This is a genomic window from Evansella cellulosilytica DSM 2522, from assembly GCF_000177235.2.
GTDB classification, from domain to species: domain Bacteria; phylum Bacillota; class Bacilli; order Bacillales; family Salisediminibacteriaceae; genus Evansella; species Evansella cellulosilytica.
Genome location: NC_014829.1, coordinates 3,431,503 through 3,456,380 on the forward strand (window position 1 = coordinate 3,431,503; position 24,878 = coordinate 3,456,380).

The 24,878-nt window shown below is 36.4% G+C and carries 24 protein-coding genes; 7 read left to right on the plus strand and 17 right to left on the minus strand.

Annotated features, from left to right (window positions below):
* Positions 1–22: 22 nt before the first annotated feature.
* Complete coding sequence (gene citZ, locus BCELL_RS15900) at positions 23–1,138, minus strand: citrate synthase (protein ID WP_013489793.1); 1,116 nt, start codon at positions 1,136–1,138, stop codon at positions 23–25.
* A gap of 381 nt (positions 1,139–1,519) precedes the next feature.
* Positions 1,520–1,990 carry a DUF441 domain-containing protein gene (locus BCELL_RS15905; RefSeq protein WP_013489794.1) on the minus strand — a complete coding sequence of 157 codons (471 nt, stop codon included), beginning with the start codon at positions 1,988–1,990 and terminating at the stop codon, positions 1,520–1,522.
* A 184-nt stretch (positions 1,991–2,174) separates the two neighbouring features.
* Between BCELL_RS15905 and ytvI the strand changes: the two genes are divergently transcribed.
* Positions 2,175–3,287: a sporulation integral membrane protein YtvI gene (gene ytvI, locus BCELL_RS15910; protein WP_013489795.1), complete on the plus strand. Its 1,113-nt coding sequence runs from the start codon at positions 2,175–2,177 to the stop codon at positions 3,285–3,287.
* Positions 3,288–3,416: 129 nt separating this feature from the next.
* Here the strand turns inward: ytvI and BCELL_RS15915 are convergent, their stop codons facing one another.
* The 8 genes from BCELL_RS15915 to dnaE form a co-directional block, all read right to left on the minus strand.
* Complete coding sequence (locus BCELL_RS15915) at positions 3,417–3,818, minus strand: FxsA family protein (RefSeq protein ID WP_013489796.1); 402 nt, start codon at positions 3,816–3,818, stop codon at positions 3,417–3,419.
* 261 nt (positions 3,819–4,079) lie between these two features.
* Positions 4,080–5,834 (minus strand): pyruvate kinase, encoded by a 1,755-nt coding sequence (gene pyk, locus BCELL_RS15920; protein WP_013489797.1) that lies wholly within the window; start codon positions 5,832–5,834, stop codon positions 4,080–4,082.
* Between the two features lie 145 nt (positions 5,835–5,979).
* Positions 5,980–6,939: a 6-phosphofructokinase gene (gene pfkA, locus BCELL_RS15925; protein ID WP_013489798.1), complete on the minus strand. Its 960-nt coding sequence runs from the start codon at positions 6,937–6,939 to the stop codon at positions 5,980–5,982.
* 133 nt (positions 6,940–7,072) lie between these two features.
* A complete protein-coding gene (gene accA / locus BCELL_RS15930) occupies positions 7,073–8,053 on the minus strand; it encodes an acetyl-CoA carboxylase carboxyl transferase subunit alpha (protein WP_013489799.1) in 981 nt (326 codons plus the stop codon).
* Between the two features lie 16 nt (positions 8,054–8,069).
* Entirely contained in the window at positions 8,070–8,930 is an 861-nt protein-coding gene (gene accD / locus BCELL_RS15935; RefSeq protein ID WP_013489800.1) for an acetyl-CoA carboxylase, carboxyltransferase subunit beta, read from the minus strand.
* 51 nt (positions 8,931–8,981) lie between these two features.
* Entirely contained in the window at positions 8,982–9,650 is a 669-nt protein-coding gene (locus tag BCELL_RS15940) for a FadR/GntR family transcriptional regulator (RefSeq protein ID WP_013489801.1), read from the minus strand.
* 26 nt (positions 9,651–9,676) lie between these two features.
* A complete protein-coding gene (gene ystJ / locus BCELL_RS15945; RefSeq protein ID WP_041809122.1) occupies positions 9,677–10,885 on the minus strand; it encodes an NADP-dependent malic enzyme in 1,209 nt (402 codons plus the stop codon).
* Positions 10,886–11,065: 180 nt separating this feature from the next.
* On the minus strand, positions 11,066–14,452 hold the full coding sequence (gene dnaE / locus BCELL_RS15950; RefSeq protein WP_013489803.1) for a DNA polymerase III subunit alpha: 3,387 nt from the start codon (positions 14,450–14,452) through the stop codon (positions 11,066–11,068).
* 223 nt (positions 14,453–14,675) lie between these two features.
* Between dnaE and ytrH the strand changes: the two genes are divergently transcribed.
* Entirely contained in the window at positions 14,676–15,008 is a 333-nt protein-coding gene (gene ytrH, locus BCELL_RS15955) for a sporulation membrane protein YtrH (protein WP_013489804.1), read from the plus strand.
* Positions 15,005–15,508, plus strand: coding sequence for a sporulation membrane protein YtrI (gene ytrI, locus BCELL_RS15960; protein ID WP_013489805.1), 504 nt, complete (start codon positions 15,005–15,007; stop codon positions 15,506–15,508). Before ytrH ends, ytrI begins: the two co-directional genes overlap by 4 nt.
* Before the next feature lie 144 nt (positions 15,509–15,652).
* Here the strand turns inward: ytrI and BCELL_RS15965 are convergent, their stop codons facing one another.
* A complete protein-coding gene (locus tag BCELL_RS15965) occupies positions 15,653–16,594 on the minus strand; it encodes a DHH family phosphoesterase (RefSeq protein ID WP_013489806.1) in 942 nt (313 codons plus the stop codon).
* A 300-nt stretch (positions 16,595–16,894) separates the two neighbouring features.
* On the opposite strand from BCELL_RS15965, the gene BCELL_RS15970 reads away from it, so the two are divergent.
* Positions 16,895–17,200: a YtpI family protein gene (locus BCELL_RS15970; protein ID WP_013489807.1), complete on the plus strand. Its 306-nt coding sequence runs from the start codon at positions 16,895–16,897 to the stop codon at positions 17,198–17,200.
* Positions 17,201–17,272: 72 nt separating this feature from the next.
* On the opposite strand, the gene BCELL_RS15975 is transcribed toward BCELL_RS15970, so the two are convergent.
* Both BCELL_RS15975 and BCELL_RS15980 read right to left on the minus strand, forming a co-directional pair.
* Positions 17,273–18,580: a CBS domain-containing protein gene (locus BCELL_RS15975; protein WP_013489808.1), complete on the minus strand. Its 1,308-nt coding sequence runs from the start codon at positions 18,578–18,580 to the stop codon at positions 17,273–17,275.
* Positions 18,581–18,875: 295 nt separating this feature from the next.
* Entirely contained in the window at positions 18,876–19,556 is a 681-nt protein-coding gene (locus BCELL_RS15980) for a metal-dependent hydrolase (protein ID WP_013489809.1), read from the minus strand.
* Between the two features lie 161 nt (positions 19,557–19,717).
* Here BCELL_RS15980 and BCELL_RS15985 point away from each other — a divergent pair, with 161 nt between their 5' ends.
* Positions 19,718–20,818 carry a M24 family metallopeptidase gene (locus BCELL_RS15985; protein WP_013489810.1) on the plus strand — a complete coding sequence of 367 codons (1,101 nt, stop codon included), beginning with the start codon at positions 19,718–19,720 and terminating at the stop codon, positions 20,816–20,818.
* Between the two features lie 271 nt (positions 20,819–21,089).
* Here the strand turns inward: BCELL_RS15985 and BCELL_RS15990 are convergent, their stop codons facing one another.
* From BCELL_RS15990 to BCELL_RS22675, 3 genes are all read right to left on the minus strand, one after another.
* A complete protein-coding gene (locus tag BCELL_RS15990) occupies positions 21,090–21,476 on the minus strand; it encodes a hypothetical protein (RefSeq protein ID WP_013489811.1) in 387 nt (128 codons plus the stop codon).
* A gap of 59 nt (positions 21,477–21,535) precedes the next feature.
* On the minus strand, positions 21,536–22,342 hold the full coding sequence (locus tag BCELL_RS15995) for an SDR family oxidoreductase (RefSeq protein WP_198283986.1): 807 nt from the start codon (positions 22,340–22,342) through the stop codon (positions 21,536–21,538).
* Between the two features lie 453 nt (positions 22,343–22,795).
* The gene (locus BCELL_RS22675) at positions 22,796–22,942 is read right to left on the minus strand and encodes a hypothetical protein (RefSeq protein WP_157184212.1); all 147 of its coding nucleotides are present in this window, start codon (positions 22,940–22,942) and stop codon (positions 22,796–22,798) included.
* A gap of 142 nt (positions 22,943–23,084) precedes the next feature.
* Between BCELL_RS22675 and BCELL_RS16000 the strand changes: the two genes are divergently transcribed.
* Both BCELL_RS16000 and BCELL_RS16005 read left to right on the plus strand, forming a co-directional pair.
* Positions 23,085–23,525, plus strand: coding sequence for a universal stress protein (locus tag BCELL_RS16000; RefSeq protein ID WP_013489815.1), 441 nt, complete (start codon positions 23,085–23,087; stop codon positions 23,523–23,525).
* A gap of 28 nt (positions 23,526–23,553) precedes the next feature.
* Positions 23,554–23,865: a hypothetical protein gene (locus BCELL_RS16005; RefSeq protein WP_013489816.1), complete on the plus strand. Its 312-nt coding sequence runs from the start codon at positions 23,554–23,556 to the stop codon at positions 23,863–23,865.
* Positions 23,866–23,998: 133 nt separating this feature from the next.
* Here BCELL_RS16005 and BCELL_RS16010 read toward each other — a convergent pair whose 3' ends face one another.
* Positions 23,999–24,850, minus strand: a complete 852-nt coding sequence (locus BCELL_RS16010; RefSeq protein WP_013489817.1) for an EcsC family protein — start codon at positions 24,848–24,850, stop codon at positions 23,999–24,001.
* Positions 24,851–24,878: the final 28 nt, after the last annotated feature.

A 24,878-nucleotide genomic window follows, 5' to 3' on the forward strand; every position in this document is an offset into this window, starting at 1 on the left:
CCTCCCATCATTCACAACACCATTATCTTTCTTCCACTGGAAGCCACTTTTGTACTGACGGTCCTGTATATTCAGCTCTTGGACGGATAAGGCGATTATTATCATATTGCTCAAGTATATGAGCAATCCATCCTGAAACTCTACTTACCGCAAATATCGGTGTGAAAAGATCATGCTCAATACCTAAGCTGTGGTATACAGATGCAGAATAAAAATCTACATTTGGTAATAAGCCCTTTTCACCACTAACAATTTCATCAATTTTTATACTCATTTCATACCATTTTGTTTCTCCAGTAATATGTGTTAATTGACGAGACATTTCCTTTAAATGTTTTGCTCTTGGATCACCATTTTTATAAACACGGTGCCCAAAGCCCATAATTTTCACTTTTCTTGAAAGTGCATCTTTAATATATGACTCAGCGTTACTTACATCCCCAATTTCAGAAAGCATTTTCATTACGCGCTCATTCGCCCCGCCATGTAAAGGACCTTTTAACGCTCCAATTGCTGAGGTAATCCCTGAATACATATCTGATAACGTTGCAACACAGACTCGCGCAGTAAATGTAGAAGCATTTAGTTCGTGATCTGCATGTAGTACTAGTGCTTTGTTAAATGCTTTTTCTGAAATTTCATCAGGCTCTTTACCAGTTAACATATAGAGGAAATTTGCGGAAAAGCTTAAGTCGCTTTTAGGAGAAACAGGTTCTTTTCCTTCACGGATTCTCGAGAACGCTGTAACTAAAGTTGGTAGCTGTGCTTGAAGCTTGATTGCTTTTTCTCTGTTTGCATCCTCACTCATATCGTCAGCACTATCATCAAACAATGCTAGATTTGAAACCGCTGTTCTAAGAACTGCCATCGGATGAACAGAATCAACAGGAATTGTTTTCAATTGGTCTAATACTTCTTGAGGAACAGTCGCAGCTTCTGATAATTTTTCTTTGAAATCTTTAAGTTCTGCTGCATTAGGAAGTCGATGATTCCATAATAAATATACAACCTCTTCAAAACTAGCGTGATCCGCTAGATCATCAATGTTATATCCGTGATACGTTAGAACTCCATCAATGATTGAACTTACACTCGATGTTGTTGCAACAACACCTTCTAACCCCTTAGTCGTACTCATATCTACCTCTCCTTTTCCCCAATATTATTTGAGTATATTTTTCTCACTCAAATTTTATCATGTATCATTTGGGAGACAATGCTCCGCAAAAAAAACGAATGAAAAACATCACTCATTTATACACCCTCACATAAAATTTTATTAATATACTTTCTTTCAAACGTATTGTTTGTTGAACAAAGGATAACACAACATTTAAGTAAGCGGTTACCAAACGTCTTACTTAACTAATTATTATAAATAAGTATGTAAATAAACTTACCATTTGTTTTTTATTATACCATTTTTCACATTTTTGTGAACTTTTTATTTATAAAAGAGCTAAAAATTCCGACTTGTAACATTATTTTAATTTGTTTGAATATTTAACTTTACAACTACTTAACCAATAAATGAGCTAAAAAAAGCAACGACCTTCATTGCAAGATAAGCAATTCCAGCTCCTATTAACGGACCTACAGCGACTCCATTAAATAGTGCGACGGCCAATATCGTTCCAAAGACTAGTGCTGCTGTAATATGTGGATCACTTTTAAGAAGTTCAATCCCACTGGATGCTATAACAGCAACTAATACGCCTGATGCAAGTGCGATCCAAGCATAAGAAGACTTTAATGCCCCCTGTAGCTCTCTAAACCCTATCTCACCAGTAACAATAGGGACAAGTACAGCTATCGTAATAATGGTAACTCCAATTTGAATTCCTTTTTGTTGCAAAAAGGGAAAAACCTTTTCCCCAAGGTCAATCCACTGTATCACTAATAAAAAGGCAACCGCAATAATGAGTGAACTATTTTTTGCAAAAATCCCGATTGCAAGCAGTACTAACATAAATATTGTTCCGTGACTCATAATGTAAATCCTCCTACTGTACGGGAACTATTTCATTCTAGCATATGAAAATTATAATTAAAAAAATGTTGCTCATACTTTCACTTATGTTTTGCAATTCAAGCTTCAGAGCAAGAATTTTCAAGAGCATATTCTCCCTTAGAAAGCATACATTGTCTTAAGAGCTTGTCTAGGGGGAGTGATCATGCATAAGGACACTTATATTCAACGCTTTATTCGTGCAAGTATCGTATTAACTTACCTACTCCTTATTATTGCACTTATTTATATCCTTACTATTTATCTTTATCCTTTTTTAATTGGATTGATTATTTCTCTTATTTTTTTACCAGCAGTAAATTTTATCGAAAATAAATTTGGGTGGAATAGATCTTCAGCTGTTTTATTAATTATTGTTTTCTTTATTTTAACTTTTTCAGCTCTCATTACCTTACTAGTCGCTGAAATTGTCGCAGGACTTAGTTACTTAACTAAGGAGCTTCCAACTTATATTCATGATGGCATTGAGTTCATTCACTTATGGTTCGACACTTACTTACTCCCTATATATGAAGGGCTTATCGCATTTTCTTCTCAATTAGATCCAGGTCAACAAACCACTATTCATCAGTCCTTAGAGAGACTTTTGAGTAACTTCGGGGAACAAATGAGCAATATTATACAATATGTCCTCAATGGATTTGCAGACTTTCTAATGGCTTTACCTAATACCATTACTGTTCTCTTTTTTGCTTTACTTGGAGCTTTTTTTATTACGAAAGATTGGCCGACGATGATGCAGTGGCTTGAGTCGAAAACACCAAAAAAAATAAAAGTGATAGCTAATAGAATGACAGAGCAGTGGAAAAAGGCCATTGTAGGTTATGTATTTGCACAGTTAATATTAGTTTCAATGACTGGAGTTATTGTCTTCATTGGTTTATTAATTATAGGCGTAGATTATGCAATAACCACTGCATTATTAATTGCTATCGTTGATCTATTACCTTACCTTGGTACAGGGTTAGTTTTTATCCCATGGATCCTATACACTTTTTTCTCTGGCCATTGGGGATTAGCGATAGGATTGTCTATCCTTTATGCTATTGTCATAATTCAAAGAAATTTAGCTGAGCCAAAAGTGATGTCAAAACATATGGGAATCCCGCCATTAGCTTTATTAGTATCACTCTTTGCATGCTATCAATTATTCGGCGTGTTAGGTTTACTACTTGGTCCAGCATTGCTCATATTTGTTCAATCAGTCATTCGAGCTGGGGTGATTGATGAAGTGTTTTATTATATAAAAGGACGATAATGGGAGTAACATTAAAGAATCACTCCTGAAAAAGAAGATGTCAAAGGGACTTCCCTTATAACATCTTTTTTTGTCTCTATTAAAGTAGAACGTTGCTTTTAAGGAAGTTGAGAGGGTTACATCAAACTCTTACCACCTTTTATTTGAATGAAACACGATGTTTCCAGAACGAATCATGCGTTGAAACATTTTTTGGAGAAAGCCTTTGAAAACCCCTCTCGTTAAAGGCAGTAACAAGAAGAACCCGATAGCATCCGTTATAAAACCCGGTGTAAGTAATACAACTGCACCAACTAATATGCATATTCCATCTAAAAGTACGCTACTCGGTACCATTCCTTGTGATGCTTGCATCTGTGCTGTCCTTATTGCATTTAGTCCTTCCCTTTTAGCTAAGGCAGCACCTAAAACACCGGTTAGTATAATTAATAGAATCGTTGGGATCACACCTATCATATTTCCAGACAATATTAACACCCAAATTTCTAGAGCCGGTACAATAATAATAAGTAAAAAAAATAAACGCCCCATATTGCTTCCCCACCTTTATGTATACTTCTCACGAGTAAACATTCATTCATATTTAATAATTAATGTTTCTATTATACCATTAATATCTTTTGTTGTTTAAAGCTATAAACATATGAGTATGTTTATAAAATACATTTTCCCTAAAAATACCCTCTTTTATGTGATTCGAAAAAAATAGGTTGACTCAAGGTTCTACTAAACCTTTTGAGTCAACCTTATCGAACTTTCACTAGCAAATTTGGACAGACTCTATTCAGTCATTTAAAGTACGTTTGCTTGTCCTTTATAAACATATCCGTGTTGCGCGTCAACTGTAACTTCTTCACCTTCATTAAAGAGTGAAGTTACATTTTCAACACCAACAATTACAGGAATATCTAAGCTTAGTCCAACAACAGCAGCATGAGAAGTGAGGCCACCTTGCTCAGTAATAACTGCTCCAGCTTTTTCAAAAGCCTCCATCATGTCACGGTCTGTATTTGTTGTTACTAATACATCACCATCATTTAATTTGTTAAGAGCTTCTGTTGCGCTGTTAGCAACAACTACTTTACCTGTAGCAGATTTACGACCTACACCTTGCCCTTTAGCAGCAACTTCACCTACTACATGTACCTTCATAATGTTTGTTGTACCTTTTTCGTTAATTGGTACACCTGCAGTAATAACAACTAGGTCACCATACTGTACTAACCCCGTCTGTAAAGCTCCTTCTACTGCAATTTGTAGCATTTCATCAGTAGAATCAGCACTATGACCTACAGATGGATATACACCCCAAGTTAACGCTAATGATCGACATACACGCTCACTGCTTGTTACTGCAGCAATTGGAGATTGCGGACGATATTTCGCAATCATTTTTGCAGTGTGTCCACTTTCTGTTGCAGTAATAATAGCTGATGCATTTAAATTAAGAGCAGTATGTGATACAGATTGGCTAATTGCATCTGTAATAGTGTGTTCACTTTCCTTCGTCTTTTTACGAAGAATATCTTTATATTTAAGCGCTGTTTCAGTTTTCAACGCAATGTTTCTCATCGTTTGTACAGATTCTACTGGGTAATCACCGGCAGCCGTTTCACCTGATAGCATAATTGCATCCGTACCATCAAATATAGCGTTTGCTACGTCACTAGCTTCTGCACGAGTTGGGCGAGGATTACGTTGCATGGAATCTAACATTTGTGTAGCTGTAATAACAGGCTTCCCTTGTGCATTACACTTTTTAATTAACTCTTTTTGAACTAACGGTACATCTTCAGCAGGAATTTCAACGCCAAGGTCTCCACGTGCTACCATTAAACCATCAGAGATTTCAAGAATCTCTTCAATATTGTCTACACCCTCTTGGTTTTCAATTTTAGGGATGATTTGAATATGACCAGCGTTATGCTTTTCAAGTAATTCACGAAGTTCTAACACATCCGAAGCTTTTCTCACAAAAGATGGCGCAATAAAATCTACATCTTGCTCAATACCGAAAACGATGTCGTTTGCATCCTTTTCTGTAATTCCAGGCAACTGAACACTGACACCAGGAACGTTGACACCTTTTTTATTTTTCAATGTACCACTATTCATTACTTCAGTCGTTAACTCTTCATTACCGACTTCTGTAACCTTCAATTCAATTAACCCGTCATCTAGAAGGATTGTTGAACCAACTTGTACATCATCAACAAGTCCAGGGTATGTTACTGAAATTTTCTCAGTCGTACCAACTACCTCAGTCATAGCTACTTTAAGCGCAGAGCCTTTCACTAATTCGATAGCTCCACCTTCAACCGTTTGTGTACGGATTTCTGGACCTTTTGTATCTAAAAGAATCGCAACAGGTTTACCTAGTTTATTTGCAGCTTCACGAATATTTTTAATACGAGCTCCATGCTCATCAAAATCACCATGGGAAAAATTTAATCTCGCAACATTCATTCCAGCAGATATTAATTGTTCTAGTTTTTCTACAGTTTCACTCGCAGGACCAATCGTACAAACTATTTTTGTTTTTCTCACTTTTTATTTCCTCCTCATAATTAAAACAATAGCTTATATATAGTCTACAACTATTTGCCTATTCCCATACAAAAGCCAGGACAAAATAGCTTGTCCTAGCTATTAAAAATGCATCACATCTTCTACAAATAGCTGAAGGGCTATGTTAAATGGATAATTCCTTTGAAAGCTTATACATATTCAGGTCGATTGTATGCTTTCTTGATAATGCTTCGTCAATGTCGTGTGATACTAGCTGATTCTTTTCAATACCTACCATTTTACCAGCTTCACCGTCTAACAATAATTCAACTGCATAAGCTCCTAATCGACTTGCTAACACTCGGTCTGATGCAGTTGGTGAACCACCACGTTGAATGTGGCCTAAAACTGTAACACGTGTATCAAGTTTTGTTCTTTCCTCAATTGTTTTACCAATCTCAACACCTGATCCACAGCCTTCTGCAACTACAATAATACTATGCTTCTTTCCTCTTTTATGCCCTTTTTCTAGACGATCTATAATATCATCCATACTAAAATCGTCTTCTGGAATTAAAATTGACTCTGCTCCATCGGCCAAACCAGCCCACAAAGCGATATCTCCAGCATCTCTTCCCATCACTTCTATTACATATGTACGTTCATGAGACGTTGCAGTATCTCTTATTTTATCGACAGCATCTATCACAGTGTTTAGTGCTGTATCAAAGCCGATCGTAAAATCAGTACCAGGGATATCGTTATCAATTGTACCAGGTACACCTATCGTTGGGAATCCATGTTCCGTTAATTTCTTTGCTCCTTGGAAGGACCCATCTCCACCGATAACGACAAGTGCTTCTATACCAAATTTCTTTAGTTGCTCTATTCCCTTTTTCTGACCTTCTAATGTTTTAAATTCTTCACATCGTGCAGTATACAACATTGTTCCACCACGATGAATAATATCTCCTACAGAACCTATTTCAAGTTTCTTAATATCTCCGCTTATTAAGCCTGCGTAGCCGTAATAAATACCATACACTTCCAAATTATGAAAAATTGCTTTACGAACTACGGCACGAATGGCTGCATTCATTCCTGGTGAATCTCCACCACTTGTAAGAACGCCAATACGTTTCATTTATACCTTCACCTCTTCATAAACTAACTCTTTTTTTTTAATATGTGTTAAAAATACCATTTTCATTTATTAAAAACAATACGAGGAATTGCAAATGTAAAAACGCTTTCCCATTTTTGGGAAAGCATATTCCTTATTCTATCAGCATGGTATCGCTTTCAGTTGTATATTCTCCCATATTCTTAAATTTTTCGTAACGTTTTGTGACAATTTCATCCGGTGACATATTTTTCAATTCCTTCAAAGAATTAGTAATCACTTTTTTAATCTCAAGTGCTTGCTTGTCGATGTCTCGGTGAGCACCACCTCTAATCTCAGGAATCATTTTATCTATTAGTCCAAGCTCCATTAGATCAGGTGCTGTAATCTTCATTGTTTCTGCTGCTCTTTTTGCTAAACTTGAATCTTTCCATAGTAACGCCGCAGCACCTTCAGGAGAAATAACAGAATAAGTAGAATTTTCAAGCATAAATATTCGGTCCCCAACTCCTAATGCAAGTGCTCCACCACTTCCACCTTCACCAATAACAACACATATAATTGGAACACGCAATCCAGCCATATCTATTAAATTTTTTGCAATGGCCTGGCTTTGCCCCCTTTCTTCTGATTCAATACCCGGGTCTGCTCCTTTCGTGTCTATAAAACAAATTATCGGCCTATTAAATTTCTCGGCCTGTTTCATGAGACGCAAAGCTTTTCTGTACCCTTCAGGATGAGGCATTCCAAAATTTCTTTTTATATTTTCTTTCGTATCTTTACCTCGTTGGTGCCCAATGACAGTAACTGGTGTATCATTAAATTTTGCGATTCCACCAACAATTGCTTTATCATCACCATATAAACGATCACCATGGAATTCAATAAAATCAGTAAAGAGACGTTCGATATAATCTTTTGTAGTCGGACGTTTACTATGCCGTGCTATTTGTACTCTTTCCCATGGATTTAAGTTTCCGTATATATCCTTCTCTAACTGCTCTAACCTACCTTCTAGCTTTTCTATTTCACCAGATAAGTCAATCCCTTTTTCAGCAGTAAATTCTTTTAGCTCTGCTATTTTAGTCTTTAATTCTATAATTGGCTTTTCGAAAGGTAATTGCTGCTCCGCCATCGTACTTCCTCCTTTATCATTTCGTTTGAGGTTGATGTAGTTCCAGAATAGTCGTTAAAGTGGCTTTCATATCATGCCTTGATACGACTTTATCCAGTTGACCATGATCTAATAAAAACTCTGCTGTTTGAAAGTCATCAGGCAGCTTTTGTCGTATTGTTTGTTCAATAATTCTACGACCTGCAAAGCCAATTAACGCACCTGGTTCGGCTAAATTGATATCACCTATGGATGCGAAGCTAGCTGATACCCCACCTGTAGTTGGGTGTGTCATCACACTAATAAATAGTTGTCCCTCTTCGTGAAGTTGGTTCAATGCAGCTGATGTTTTAGCCATTTGCATTAAACTAAATACACCTTCTTGCATCCTTGCCCCACCTGATGCACAAAATAAAATAAATGGCTTGTCCTGTTCAATTGCTTGCTCAATTGCTCTCGTAATCTTTTCTCCTACAACTGATCCCATACTTGCCATTCTAAATCTAGAATCCATTACACCAATGATAGTGGGAAAACCATTGATCGTCCCTTCCCCTGTAACTATTGCTTCGTTCATTTTCGTTTTCTTACGATCTAACTCAGACTTTTCTTTGTATGACGGAAAGTTTAATGGATCTGTAGCGATCATATCCTTATCGTATTCTCTAAAACTTCCTTCATCTAAAGTCATTTCTAGTCTTTCTATTGCTGTGATTTTATGATGAAATCCACAGCCGTTACATACCATTTTAATTTTACGTAATTCTTTCGTATACATTATTGTCTTACAGCTTGGACATTTAGTCATGAGGCCCTCTGGAACTTCCTGTTTTGCTTGTTCTGAAGGGATTGTTGCATACTTTTTCTTTTTTGAAAATAAACTTCGTATCTTTGTCACTGTCAATCCCACCTTTCTACATCAAAGACTATGAAAACTATTCTTACTTCATTAAAGGCGACTATTTTTTAAATGATATTGTAATGAAGCTACCGCAGATGGTTCATCCTTACTAACTAAGGCTTGATATATAGCATCATGCTCCTCTACAATATTGTGTTCTATTTTACTTTCATCCTGTGCTAATGAAACTTTTAGTGCTACTTTACTAAACGCTACAAGAGGACGCCAAATGTTGAGCATTAACCGATTGTGACTCGCTTCCATTAGCAATTTATGAAATAAATAATCTTCTTCTATTGGATACTTGCCTCCAGCACATTTACTAACTGTTTGCTGAATAATATCACGCAATTTATTTAATTGATCACTTGTAATTCTTTTACAAGCTAATCTAATTGCTTCAGTTTCTATTATATTTCTTGTTTCTACTACATCTTGCCGAGCTTTTATGTCTCGTAAAAAAAAGCTAGCTAATATTTCTGCAAGTTTATGTCCCCCAGATTCGACGATAAACGTCCCTTCTCCTTTTCTCGTCTCTATCAAGTCTAATAATTCTAGGGAGCGTAGCGCTTCCCTCACCGAAGACCTGCCGACGTTTAGCCGTTCAGCTAGTTCTCTTTCTGAAGGAAGCTTATCTCCTGGTGACAATTGATCTGCATGAATAATTCGATCAATTTCTTTCAATATATTTAAATAAACTTTGTTCGTTTTAGACACTAAAAAGGGCACCTGCCTTATTATTTTTAACCATCTTCTATGATTGTTAGTTCTCTCGTTTTTCTTGCAACAGCTTCTGGGTCTACTTTTCTACGAGCGACACCAGTCTCCATAGCAGCTTGTGCAACACTTTTAGCAACTGCTGGTGCTACGCGGGGGTCAAATGGTGCTGGAATAACCTTGTCAGCTTCTAGGTCTTCTTCGCTCACTAAATCGGCAATAGCTTTTACTGCAGCAACCTTCATTTCTTCATTAATGTGCGTTGCGTAAACATCTAAAGCTCCGCGAAAAATCCCAGGAAAGGCAAGAACATTATTTACCTGATTTGGAAAATCGGACCTACCAGTACCAATGACACTAGCACCCGCTTCTTTTGCATCTTCAGGCATAATTTCTGGTATTGGATTTGCCATTGCAAAGATAATAGGGTCATCATTCATACTTTGAACCATCTCTTTACTTAAAGCTCCTTCAACAGATACTCCAATAAATACATCTGTTTCTTTAACCACGTCTTCAAGAGAGCCTTCCTTTTTACCTCGGTTAGTCACTAGTGCAAGTTCATGCTTTAAGTCATTCATCCCATATGGGCGCCCTTCATATATTGCTCCTTTAGAATCACATAATATGAAGTCCTTGCACCCCATACTTTTTAGAAGCTTAATAATAGCAATTCCCGCTGCTCCTGCGCCATTAACAACAACCTTTATTTCTTGTAAAGATTTATTTGTTAACTTTAAGGCATTTAATAATCCCGCTGCAGTGACTATGGCTGTTCCATGTTGATCATCATGAAAAACTGGAATATTCATTTCTTTTTTTAAGCGCTCTTCAACCTCGAAACATCTAGGTGCTGAAATATCTTCCAGATTTACTCCACCAAAAGTTGGTTCTAAAACCTTTACAGTTTCTACAATTTTCTCTACATCCGTTGTGTTTAAGCAAATTGGAAAAGCATCTACTCCTGCAAAGGATTTAAACAAAACTGCTTTCCCCTCCATCACAGGCATTGCTGCTTCAGGTCCAATATTCCCTAACCCTAACACTGCTGTACCGTCAGATACAACAGCAACCATATTTCCCTTTACAGTGTATTCATATACTGATTGGGGATCTTCAAAAATTTCTTTACAAGGTTCGGCTACTCCTGGTGAATACGCTAAAGATAAATCCTCGGAATTTCGAACAGGTACTTTTGCTCTCGTTTCTAACTTCCCCTTCTTTAACCGATGCATATGTAATGCTTCTTCACGTAGGTTCGTCAATTCCAACTCTCCCTTTTTACAAAATGAAAGTGGTCTGACCACTTGAGCAACTAACATTATAACAAAATATTCTAGCTTATACATCCCTTAATATTCTCTTATCCATCGATGTAAGCTTTAAGAATGTATTTAACCCCTGAAACTAGCTGATTATTTATGACCTTTTAAATAAACATTTTCTTTTCCTAATAGACTTCTTAGTTTTAATAATAATCTCTCATCAGCAGAAACATTCCACATTTCCGATAAATGTAATGCTTTCTTTGTTCTTTCGTAAACAATAATCACGCTTACGTTACCTGGAGACATCTCCAATTCTTTCTTTAACGCTGTTAATCCTTTTTTTTCATGTAGCGCATTAATTTTTAAATATAGCGTTGGTTCCGTCCCTTTTGCCTTCTTGGATTTCAACAAAGATATTGTTGTACACTTTTCTACAACAACCTTTCCTTCTCCTTTATGCTCTTGTACATTTCCTTGAACAAAAACAAGTTCTCCCTTTTGGAGTTTTAAGCGGCAATCTTTATACACTTCTGGAAAGAATGTTAAATCGATCTCGCCTGTCTCATCTGATAATTGGGCAAAAGCCATCTGATCTCCTTTTTTCGTTTTAATGACTTTCACATCTTCAATCATCCCTGCTATTCGCAACGTAGACTTTTTTTCTTTCGCATCAATAACCGAAAGTCTTCCAAAGCTTTCTACAAGTGCTAACTCCGATTCAATCGGGTGCCCAGACGCATAAAAACCAAGCACTTGTTTTTCAAAGTTTAAGCGATCTTTACTTGATAAAGGTGGAACAGACATATATTCTGGTTGTTTCACTTCTTCTATAAAAAGCTCTGTTTGGGCATTTTTTTCTTGCTCACGTAATTTTTCACCATACTCTATTGCGTCGTCTACACTAGCTAAGAGCTGTGCTCTATCATCATGAATACAATCAAGTGCTCCTGCTACAATGAGAGCATCTAATGCTCTTTTAGGTAACAACCTAGTAGGAATACGTGCACAAAGATCAAATAAACTGTCAAAATCAGATTTTGCTCTTTCCTCTAAAATGGCCTGAACGGCTTGAACTCCAACATTTTTTATCGCATGTAAACCAATCCAAATGTCCTTATTTTTTATAGAAAACTGTGCTTCACTTTGTTGAATAGAAGGTGGATGAACTTTCATTCCGCTTCGCCGCGCTTCGGTAATATACTCACCTAATTTATCGTGATGATGTATCACTGATCCCATAAGCGCAGTCATAAATTCTAACTGATAATTTGCTTTTAAATAGGCAAGGTAATAGGCGATAATACTGTATGCTACAGCATGACTTCTCGGAAAGCCGTAATCAGCAAAGCGAAGGATGAGATTGTACATTTCATTTGCTTCTTTTTCGTCATATCCTTTACTAATAGATCCTTGAACAAACTTCTGCCGTTGTTCTTCTAATACATCCCTTTTCTTTTTTCCGACAGCTCTTCTCAAAATATCCGCTTCTCCAAGAGAAAAACCAGCCATTTTAGAAGCAATTTGCATGATTTGTTCCTGATAAATTAGAACTCCATATGTAGGCGATAAAATCTCCTCAAGAGAAGGATGTGGATATGTCACCTTCTCTTCTTTATGGAGTCTTCGTATATATACAGGAATATTTTCCATCGGTCCTGGACGATATAAAGCATTTACAGCGACAATGTCTTCAAACTCTGTAGGCTTTAATCTCTTCAAAACACTTCTCATACCAGTAGATTCTAGCTGAAATACACCACTCGTTTGCCCTTTACCTAGTAAAGTAAAGGTGTTAACGTCATGAAAAGGGATGTTATTTAACTCTATATCGATGTGTTGTTGGTTATGAATGAGCTTTAAAATTTGCTCAATGAAGCTTAAATTTCTTAGACCGAGAAAGTCCATTTTTAACAAACCAATATCTTCAATGTCGCCCATTGGAAATTGAGTTAAATACATCTCATCGTTCCCAATCTGGAGTGGGACAACATTGGTTAATGGTTCTTTACTCATTACTATTCCAGCAGCATGAATAGAAGAATGTCTAGGAAGTCCCTCGACCTCTTTCGCAATCGTAAATAGCTCTGCCACCTTCTCTTCACTCTCTATCATTCCCTGTAATACAGTTGATTCTTTCAAAGCATTTTCTAGCGTGATGTTCGGTCTAGACGGTATACTTTTAGAAATTTTATCAATGATAGGTAGTTCAATACCTAAAACTCGTCCGACATCACGTATCGCAGCTTTTGCTGCTAACGTCCCAAATGTGATTATTTGTGCAACATGTGTCCTCCCGTATTTCTCTTTTACGTAGCGGATTACTTCATCTCTACGATTATCTGGAAAATCAATATCTATATCTGGCATCGAAATTCTTTCTCTATTTAAAAAACGCTCAAAAATGAGACCATATTTCATTGGATCAACATTTGTTATTTTAAGTACATATGCAACAATTGATCCTGCAGAGGAGCCTCGACCTGGCCCAGTTAATATTTTTTTCTCATGGGCATATCTCATAAAGTCTGCAACAATTAAAAAGTAGTCCTCATATTTCATTTCAGAGATGACTTCTAGTTCATAATCTAGTCTTTTCCATGTCTCTTCCGATGGATTTTCATAGCGTTCTTGAATACCCTTATAACATAATTCACGCAAGTATTCAGTAGCTGTTGTTTCGTTCGGAAGAGGAAAATGAGGTAGAATCATATTCCCTAATTCAATTTTTACGTTACATTTATCGGCTACCCTTAGTGTATTGCGACTTGCCTCTCCATCCTTTTTAAAAAGGTGATGCATTTCATCGATTGATTTTAAATAGTATTCAGAAGATGAGTAATCATGAGGTAGTTCATCAAGCTTAATACCTAAACGTATCGATTGTATTGCCCGATGCGCATCATGCTGCTCCTTATGTGTAAAATGAATATGGTTACTCGCTATGACTCGTATTGCATCTTCTTTTCCTTTAAGCCAATTGGATATAGCTAGAAGTTTCTCTCGTTCCTCTTGGCGCCAATGATTTTGCAATTCTAAAAAGACATTTTCTTTCCCAAAAATACTTTGTAGCCATTCAAAATGTTGAAGGGCACTCGCATCTTGTTTGTCATATATGTATTGTTGAACTAACCCCTCCGCAAAGGGAGAGATAGCGATCACACCGTTACTGTTAGCCTGTAATTCCTCATAAGTTACGTATGGACCAAAGCTTGACGACTTTTCCTGTGCTCTCGTCGTAAGCCTAATAAGTGATTGGTAGCCTTCATTATTTTCCGCTAAAAATAAAAGTCGGTGATGATCCTTTTTTACTTCGTCTTGGTTTTTGACATATGCCAATTCAACACCAATAATCGGTTTTATATTATTTTTTAGACAAGCTTTATAAAAAGGAATGACACCATACATGGCATCTATATCTGTTATAGCTAACGCCTCATATCCTAAGTGTTTTGCTTGTTTTACTAATTCTTCTAATTTACCCGTACTTCTTAAAAGACTATATTCACTATGAACATGAAGATGTACAAAAGACATCGCTGTTCCCCCTCATTCTGGAGAATATTTTATAATTTCATTGTAACGGAAACACTTGTTCTTTTCACTTTTTTTATGCATCAAATTTTCTAGCAACTCTTCCAAAACTGAGATTTTCTAGACGTATAGATTACGTTTTTTTAAAATATCAAATGTACTTTGCATATCTTCACTACTTTGTCCATAAAAATGTACAAAGAGGTTGGCAAAGGAGGAGCAAGAAATGGATAAAGATTTCCTGGCAACATTAGTTATTGACTATTTTGTTGCGTTCGGAGTAATAATTGGAGGAACAATTGTTGGTGGTATAGGTGCCTACTTAATTGGTAAGCCTCCTCTTTCCATCATGTATGATTTATCCTCAAGCTTAAAAATCTGGGCACTTGTAGCTGCAATTGGTGGTACCTTTGATGCTATCTCTAGCCTAGAAAGAGGTATATTCGAAGGAACGCATAGCGATATTTTTAAAACACTAATGATGATTTTTGCAGCTTTAAGTGGTGCGCACTCTGGTAGTGTCATCATTCAATGGATTACTCAGGAGGGGTCGGGATGAGAATCCCCCCTCTTTATCATGATAAGAGCTGGCAACGTTTTTTTGCCGGCGTTATTTTAGGTATGATCATCGGTTGGTTTTTCTTTATTCACAATTTTGGCTCCATCCATGAAAATTTAGTGCTTGAAATAAATAAACAAAAAACGACGATTGAAAACCAAGAAGATACGATTGAAAATTTACGTAAGGAGCAAGATGAAAGGAACAATGATATTAAGCAGAGCTTAACGATTCAAGACGTTAGCATTAAATTTGTAAATGAAGAAGATATAAAAATAAGTGAACTAACGCTCCATCAGCTAAGAAGCGAGGTGGAAAAGGAATTAGAACGCGTTCGTAATAAAGATATTGAGACGGTAGCAGGCTCAAAAGAACTCCTTTTAGGTATGGTCGAGAATAAACAGTTTGTTACGCCATCACAGAGCTATCAACTGATCGTAGAACAATTAGTTTTATATACGACGCTTGAGATGAATTTGAGAATTGAAAAGGTAGATTAAGAAATAAGAGAGGAAGGCTCAAAAGGTTAAATGTCTATCTTTTGAGTCTTCCCCTATGCAGCGAAAGAAGGTAGGAGCGGTCACCAGAAACTATCACTTATATCTCTGTTTCATATAGTGTGCGAGTAAATTTGTATAACCACTCTATTCATAAGCCTCACAAAGTGAGTCTAATTCAGCTATCACTTCGTCTGTCTCTTCCCACGCCTTTACTTGAGCACCAGATGCTAACGGGTGTCCACCACCATGATAACGTTCTGCCAGCTTATTAATAACAGGACCTTTTGAGCGTAACCTCACTCGGATAATGTCTTCCTCTTCTACAAAGAAAACCCATGCTTTAATCCCTTTTAATGTAGAGAAAGAATTGACAATACTTGCTGCTTCTTTAGAAGTAACTTGAAATTTTTCAAGCGTCTCCTTAGTCAAATAAACGACACCTGCACCTGATTCTCTTAGCTTTAATTCAGATAATACATAACCTTCTAAGCGGAGTATAGGTAATGTCGTTTCATACATTGCATCATGCAGTTGTTCTCTTGAGAACCCCTTTTTTATTAGCTTACCAGCCCACATAAACGTCCTCTCCGTTGTATTAGGGAATTTAAATCTCCCCGTATCACCGATCATTCCAGCATATAATAATCTTGCCGCCTCTTCTGATATTTGAGCGCCATCTTTCTCAAATTCAATGAATAGCTCACAAATCATTTCACTCGTTGAACTTGCTGTTTCATCGACCCATGCAATATCACCATACACATCAACCTCTGGATGATGATCTATTTTAATTAAAAAAGCACCATTTCGATAACGTTCATCATCAATTCGTTCTCTATTAGCTGTATCACATACAATGACTAACGAGCGTGCGAACGTTTCATCAGTTACATTATCCATTTGAGTTAAAAACTGTAATGACTTTTCATGTTCCCCTACAATATAAACCTTTTTATTTGGAAAGTGAGTTTTTATTAACTCCTTCAGTGCCCCTTGACTGCCATAAGCATCTGGATCAGGCCGCACGTGACGATGAATGATAATTGAATCCCATTCTTTAATTTTTTCAAAGATGATATCTTTCATTTTATCCCTCATATCTTTTTAAGTTTGTTTTTTTGTTTAGGCTGTTTTCGTAAAAATTGTTGCTTTTTTCAGATTGGTGAAACGAAAGGTGGCGACTAGTACAGCCAAAGATATAAATATTATTAAAAACACAATCTATGCGAAAAAAGCCTTTGTTTAAATCACTATATATTTTATTATTATTTGCAAATTGTTATTAACATCCTTGGATTTTTCTTTATTTTTATGCTACTTTACTAGAGAAAGAAAAAACGTAGCACTATATAGATTGTTTAGTGTGGTAAAAAGGAGCACTTCACTATGGTATTAGTCATGATTATTGTTGTTTCATTAGTACTTTTTGTTTACTATAAAGTTCAACAAACGAAAGGTAGAGGGCCTATGGAAAAGTATTGGTACTCCTCTAAAGGAAGTATTGCCATCGGCATATTCTTCATTTCGTTTGGAATTAACTCTTACAATAGCCTCGGTTCACAAGTTGCTGCTATTGTTGCATTAGTATTTGTAATCTTTGGCCTTGTTAATGTGATCTTTGGCTTTAAACAATATAGAACATTTCTTCCTTTAGCAAGAGAAGAAGTAGAACAATTAAGTAAATCAGAATAAGTGGAAAGGTGTCCTAAAGGGTTACTCCTTTTACGACACCTTGCATTTCAATGATAGTATTATGTAGAAGACTTATCTGTCAATTAATTGAGCCATTAACATCGCTTTGCCAACAATTTGTCCATCGTGAAAAATTTCAACATCTACCTTCCCAAATTTTCGTCCTACCTCTAATACCTTTGGATATATTTTTATTTTGCTATCTATTTGTACTGGCTTAATAAAAAATAACGTAATGTTTTCTACTACTAAATCACCTTTCTTATATTTTCTCAATACTCTACTTCCTGCTTCTGTTACAATCGTCGTAATTACCCCATAAGATATTGTTCCTAAATGATTGGTCATTTGTGGGTTTACTTCCAGTTGGAAGCAATGTTCCTGTGATGTCGATACATCATCAAAATGACGCGTTACAAGGTCTTCAATTGTATCTCCTACTTGAGGCTGTCTTTGTAGCATTTGTAACGCTTTTAGAACGTCTTGACGGCTTATAATTCCTAATAACCTCTTTCCGCTATCAATGACCGGTAATATTTCAATACCTTCCCAAACCATTCTGTGTGCTGCAGAAGCTACTGAAGTTTGGCTCGTTACAGTGATGGGCTGTTTCGTCATTACTTTCTCTACTTCTATAAAGGGACTTACCCCCATTACGTCCTTTGCAGTCACAATCCCTTGTATTTTCAGATTATCATCTACAACTGGATAACGACTATGCCCTGTACGATTATTAAGTTCGTGCCACTTTTCAATCGTATGTGAAGTAGTCATATAAACGGTATCGTCTAGGTGTGTCAAAATGTCCTCCACTAGAACAATTTCTTTTTTAATTAATTGATCATAAATAGCTCTATTTATCATTGCCGCTACTGTAAAGGTATCATAAGAGGTAGAGATAATAGGAAGTTCTAATTCATCTGCTAATTGCTTCACATGTTCACTCGTGTCAAATCCACCAGTGATTAGCACTGCTGATCCTTCCTCCAATGCTAACTTATGTACTTCTTCTCTATTACCAACGATTAATAAGTTTCCGGCATCAACATAACGCATCATGGCATCTGCTTTCATGGCACCAATAACAAATTTGTTGAGCGTTTTATATAGACCATTACGCCCGCCAAGTACTTGTCCATCGACAATGTTTATCACTTCTGCGTATGTTAATCTTTCTATGTTTTCCTTCTGCTTTTTTTCAATTCTAATCGTACCGACTCGTTCTATTGTACTTACTAACCCTTGATTTTCCGCATCTTTAATCGCTCTATACGCTGTACCTTCACTCACTTGTAGTGCTTTTGCTATTTGACGTACTGAAATTTTATTCCCTACTTCTAATGATGCTATATGCTGTAATATTTGTTCGTGCTTAGTCATTGAGCACTCACTTCCTTTATCTAAAAATCTGTTTTAATCGTTCCCGACTATCTGTATTAATACAATTATAATCATGTCAGACTTCTACTTCAATACTATAAACAGCTTTTTATTACAAAAATTATCAGCTTGGAAAGATAGCACATCTTTTGGCTCTTCACCTATGTAGTTAAAGGTAGGTTTATTTTCTCCCCTCTGACCATAAAAAAGCTCAAGGAATGATGACAAATCAAATCACCATTTTACCTTGAGCAGAACTAATCACGATTTTTCACTAAGAGAATTAATGCTCTCTTTACAAATGAAGGATATCTCCTGCATTCATGACAATCCCTTCAGCATTGACTTTTTGTACGAACGCTACTGGGTCTTGTTCAATTACTGGAAATGTGTTGTAGTGAATAGGAACAATTTTTTTTGCCTTCAACCATTGTGATGCAACTAGTGCATCATCTGGTCCCATCGTAAAATTATCCCCAATTGGTAAGAAAGCGAGATCTATGTCATGCTGCTCTCCAATCAATTTCATATCAGAAAATAGTGCAGTATCACCGGCATGATACATTGTTTTCCCTTCAGCCTTTAATATAATTCCACCAGGCATTCCTGTATAAATAATTTGTTTGCTATCCTCATCAGTATAAGACGAACCGTGAAATGCTTGGGTGTATTTTACGGTTCCAAAGTCAAATTGATACTCTCCACCTATGTGCATAGCATGTGTATGTACTCCTTTCCAACTTAAAAATGTTGCAAGTTCAAATGGAGCAACAACTAAGGCATCATTTGCTTTAGCTATTTCAACTGTATCACCTACATGGTCGTTATGACCGTGAGTTAATAATATAGCATCTACTTGTATATCTTCTACTTTCAAATCTGTCTGCCCGTTCCCTGTAATAAAAGGATCAATAATAATCTTTTTTCCATTTGCATTAACCATAACGACGGAATGCCCATGATATGATACTTTCATATAACATCTCTCCTTTAAAAAATGTACTACTACCCTTCATACCCGTACTTCATCATATTTATTCTACTATTATCTAATGTTTTCCTTCGTATTTGAAAGTAGATAGTTTCAGCACATATTGTTAAGATTAAGTATGTAGGGAACCGAAGGAGGACGAAGGAATGACAAAAAGTAGCACTGAACTTTTAAACTGGATGAAAGAAAACCAAATAGACACTCTCATTTGCCAATCAAGAGCAAATGTCTATTACTTAACTGGGTTTGATACGGATCCTCACGAACGATTAGTTGCTATATTTTTATTTGAAAATGGTGATGAATTCTTTGTTTGTCCAAATATGGAAGTAAATCAAGTTAAACATATTTATAGTGGTGGCGATATTATCGGCTATAGTGATACAGATAATGTTTGGCAATTGATCAAAGAGGAATTTAATAAACGAAACATACCAATGAAAAAGGTAGCTGTAGAGAAGTCTTTATCTTGGGATAGAATGAAAGAAATCCAGCAATTTAACGGAGATGTAGAACTTTTTGAAGTGGATGAAGCAATTTTAAATCAAAGAATAATAAAAAGCGAAGAAGAAGTTGTTCATTTAAAGGAAGCCGCAAAATTAGCAGATTACGGAGTAAAGGTTGGGGTCCGCGCACTGAAAGAAGGAATCACAGAAATGGAAGTACTTGCCACAATAGAATACGAATTGAAGAAAAAAGGTATTCGTGAAATGTCATTTTCCACGATGGTGCTATTCGGCGAAAAAGCTGGTGATCCTCATGGGAACCCTGGGAATCGAAAGCTTAAAAAAGGAGATGCTGTATTGTTTGACTTAGGTGTTGTCTGTAATGGCTATTGCTCAGACATCACAAGGACTGTATTTTTTGATCATGTAAAGGAAGAAGATCAAGAAGTTTACGAGGTTGTATTGAGTGCTCAAGAAGCTTCGATTTCATTATGTAGTCCTGGTAATAAAATATCACAGTTAGATGCAGCTGCAAGACAAAAAATAGCTGATCACGGATTTGCTGAATATTTCCCTCACCGAATTGGACATGGATTAGGTATTGAAGTACACGAGTACCCCTCACTAAATGCTACAAATAATAGTGTTCTTAAAGCGGGGATGACTTTTACAATTGAGCCTGGTATATACGTTCCTAATAAAGTGGGTGTGAGGATTGAGGATGATGTACTCATCACTAATGATGGACATGAGTTGTTAACTAAATTTCCAAGAGCCTTAACTATCGTTCCTTGTACATAGGAGGTTCTCGCATTTTGTAGCTGGCCTTTCTTATTTTTTCAATAGATAGGTATGCTCATTCATTTTGATTACAAAAACGAGGGTGTCCCAAAAGCTACTAAAAGCTTAGAGGTTGACTCAAAAGGTAAAAAATCGACCTTTTGAGTCAACCCTGTCCCACCTTCATATTGGCACTAAACAAACAAGTAAAGAGCACAAATAAGGTCGCTTGCCGTCCACATTGTGGAAAAGAGTCACAATAACAATGAAGTAACTTTCAAATAATTCCCCTTCAAGATTCGCCTTTTTTCCATATCCACGTTCTTGTATATCCGCTTTTATCAACACTCCGGACAACAAAACGTTCTATTTCCTCGTAGCCCATCTTTTCTATTTGATTAATTTGATCATCCGTTATTTTAGCCTGTTTTAAATCTAAATGGTTTAAGATTGCTTCAAACGATTGTTTCGCTTTCTCGCCACGCTTAATGCTATCCCCATACTCATATTCAAAAGAGGTTGGGTTCTCATATTCCCATTCATAGTAAGTATCTTTAGATTGCAATGATATCTTTAATGTCATATGTTGATACCAAGAAAATTCTTTTCCAAATGTAACAGGAGTAATCAAAAATAATAATAGTACAACGATTCCTGTAGCAATAAGATATTTCTTCATTAAAACCACCTCTAGCTTAATTTAAGGTAGTTTTAGTAAAAATATACTACTATATTCTATTACCTGAAGCGGTTCAATACGTCCATTCCACCTGTTACTTCTAAAACAGCACCAGTGATCATATCCGAGTTTTCATCGCATAAGAAGCTAATTGTTCTACCGATATCTTCCCCAGTCCCTGAGCGACCAATAGGCGTTTCCTCATGTCCATATTGACGCGACTGCGTGATAGAGGCTTCTTTCATTTCTCCGACAATTTTACCTGGGCAAATAACATTTGCAGTTATCCCGTTCTCCGCTTCCTCAATAGCGATTGTTTTTGTTAATGAAACTAAGCCTACTTTTGCTGCAGCAAAGGCTGAACGGTATAACCAGCCTGGTGAATGATCTGCTCCTTGAAATGCGTATGCAATAATTCTACCTGACTTTTGCTTTCGCATAATAGGAATAACTTGCTTTAACAAATAAAACGCAGAATTTAAATTACCATCCAACATCTTGTTCCATTCTTCTTCTGAATAGTCGATAAGCTTTTTTCTCTCAAATATGTATGGACCAGCATTCATTACTAGCGCATCTATTCGTCCCCATGCCTTAACGGTTTCTTCGGAGATGCGAATTAAATCTTCTTTACACGTCACATCTCCTCGAATAAACTGGATCCTTTCTAGGTGGCGACCCCATTCATTTTTTACAGCATCCAACTTGTCGTTATCATCTCGATGCGTCACCGTTACAGAATATCCATCCTTTAACAGCTGCTCAGTTACTCTTTTACCTAATCCCTTCGTTCCAGCTGTAATTAATGCATGTCGCAAAGTGTCACCTACTTTCGTTATACAAAGTATAATATTATATAACTTCATTATACTTATCTACATACACACTTGTAAAAAAAGTTGATTGAATAAGAAAAACTAAAAACGGGCTGGTAAAGCTCGGTTTTAGTTTTTCTTAGAAGCGGTGAAGAAATGTAGCCACATGTCTTTAAAGTAGTAGTGAGTGCTCTCCACACTACTACGCGTGGCAGCTTTTCCACAGCCAATATTTTCACTTCTTTTTCTAGGAAGAGGTTGTCCCATAAATTGCAGAAAGTATTTGCAATGGCTTCGTTCGTTGCGCGACTACTATGAGAAACCCACTCATAGTAGTCTTTTAAAAGACTGCAACGACTACGCTCATTGCTTTGAGGACACTGAAAAAGTGAAAGAACACCACTTTTTCAGTGCCCTCTGCTCTTCTCACTACTACGCGTGGCAGCATTTCCACCGCCAATATTTATACTCTCATTGAAAAAAAATCACTAAAGGAAAAATCCTTTAATGATCTTTTTCAGCAGACTCTACATTATCACCATTGTCAATGCTCTCAGTATATTGATAATAAGAACTCATCAATTGATGATATGTCTCCATATGTCCTGCTTCATCAAATACGATTGATGAATGTTCATTTTTCTTATTCAAGAACAGCACCCCCTCTCCTCATGAATATAGTTTCAAAAAGCAAACATATTTATTCAACATTCCACTAGAAGAGAGTATTATTTGATATAATAAAAATAAGAAAAATATCCCTAATCTCTTTCCAATTAAGGAGGCTAAGAGTATGCCTGTAAACTATGATACAGTTCTTGTTGCAGTAGACGGTTCGAAAGAAGCAAAGCGTGCATTGGCTAAAGCAATAACCATTGCGCTTGAAAACGATGGGAATTTGATTATTTGTCATATTGTAGACACACGTACTTTTGCGGCCGTAGAGCATTATGATAGGATGGTCTATGCAGAAGCAGAGAAATACGCAGAGGAAATGCTTAGAAATTATCGTCAACAAGCTTTAGATGCAGGTGTTACGGACGTAGCTATGGTTATTGACTTTGGTTCACCAAAGGTAAAAATTGCAAAAGATGTTGCTAAAAAGCATAATGTTGACTTAATAGTAACTGGCGCTACCGGGTTGAATGCAGTCGAGAGATTTTTAATAGGAAGTGTATCTGAACATATCGCAAGGCACGCACGTTGTGATGTATTAATTGTACGTAATGAATAATCTTTAAGCTAACTGGAGGAGTCGGACATTGATTGTATTTGTTTTTGATTCACGCCTCGGAATACCTGTTCCTGACATTAAAGTTACTTGGGATGAGCTTACCTCAAGTGAACAAGAAGAAATCATGAACAAATGGGAAGAAGTGCGTGGAGACATACCAGACAGAATTAAAGAAATCGAACAAGAAATTAATACGCTACAAAAAAAATTATATGAGGAAGAAGAGTTCCAAAAAAGCTGTGAACTTAATTCATCCATTGCAGAATTAGCTTCTATCATTAATGATTTGTGGATATGGTATCGTGCTGGGGAAAGTGTTAAAGTAAAAATGCATGCGTAAAGAGGTTGACTCATAAGGTTAAATTTTTACCTTTTGAGTCAACCTCTAAGCAATTTGTGGGGGATGACGCGCGGGCTAGTATCATCATCGCCTTTTGTGTCAAATACCAAGTTGACGCTCCCCTATTCATTACTTAACTACTACTAGTCCTTCCTTTCTTTTCTAGTAACCAACGTTTCTGATAAAACTGGTGAGAGGCAACAGCAATATAGTTTGTAAATCGATAGTTAAATGCTGAACCTACTAAAATGCCAAAAATCGGTATTCCTTGGATTAGTTTTTTTCTTGCGAAAATAAGGAAAAACAACTTAACTATATGTTTCATTGGCTGTTGTATCCATCCTGAGCTCAAAACATCCTCTTCTCCTTCATAAAAAAATAAATCCTCATCATTTAAGTTCAACTCTTCAAACAATTGATCCCATGCTTTTTTTCGTAAAGTCCTAGGTAAAGATACAGCATGAAACACTTTTAAAACGAGCATTAGTTCATATGGTTTCCTTAAATCATATCCGTACGTTGTTGCGATCAAGTGAACAGTCCTTAAATTAATCATAAGCAGTAACGGTAAATCGCTTAAAGTAAAAATGACACCACCTGCACCTGTTAGTCCCCCCTGAGCAAGGGCAGTTAACCTTTGTCTTGCTAACTGTTTTTTTGCAAGAAATCGAATTTGATCGATAGATAATTTTTGCATATCTTTAATTTCATATATATCTGATCGAAAAATTCTAGCTTGGTCGATTAATTCGCTTTTTGCTTGTTTATCAATACGTGTTTGTAAAAGCATTGCGTGAAAGTGAAATAATATATTTTCTATTCGAGAAAGCATTTTCTTCGTATCTAATACATTTATTGATAAAACTGCTCGATCAAATAATAACTGATAAGTACGTGAGAAATCTGTTTCTTTTCCATAAAATGTATCAAATTCCCACTCCTCAATCTCTCTCCATATTTCCTTTTCTCGAATTGTAAGTGTCACCAACTACCCTCTCCCTTAAAAATACTTC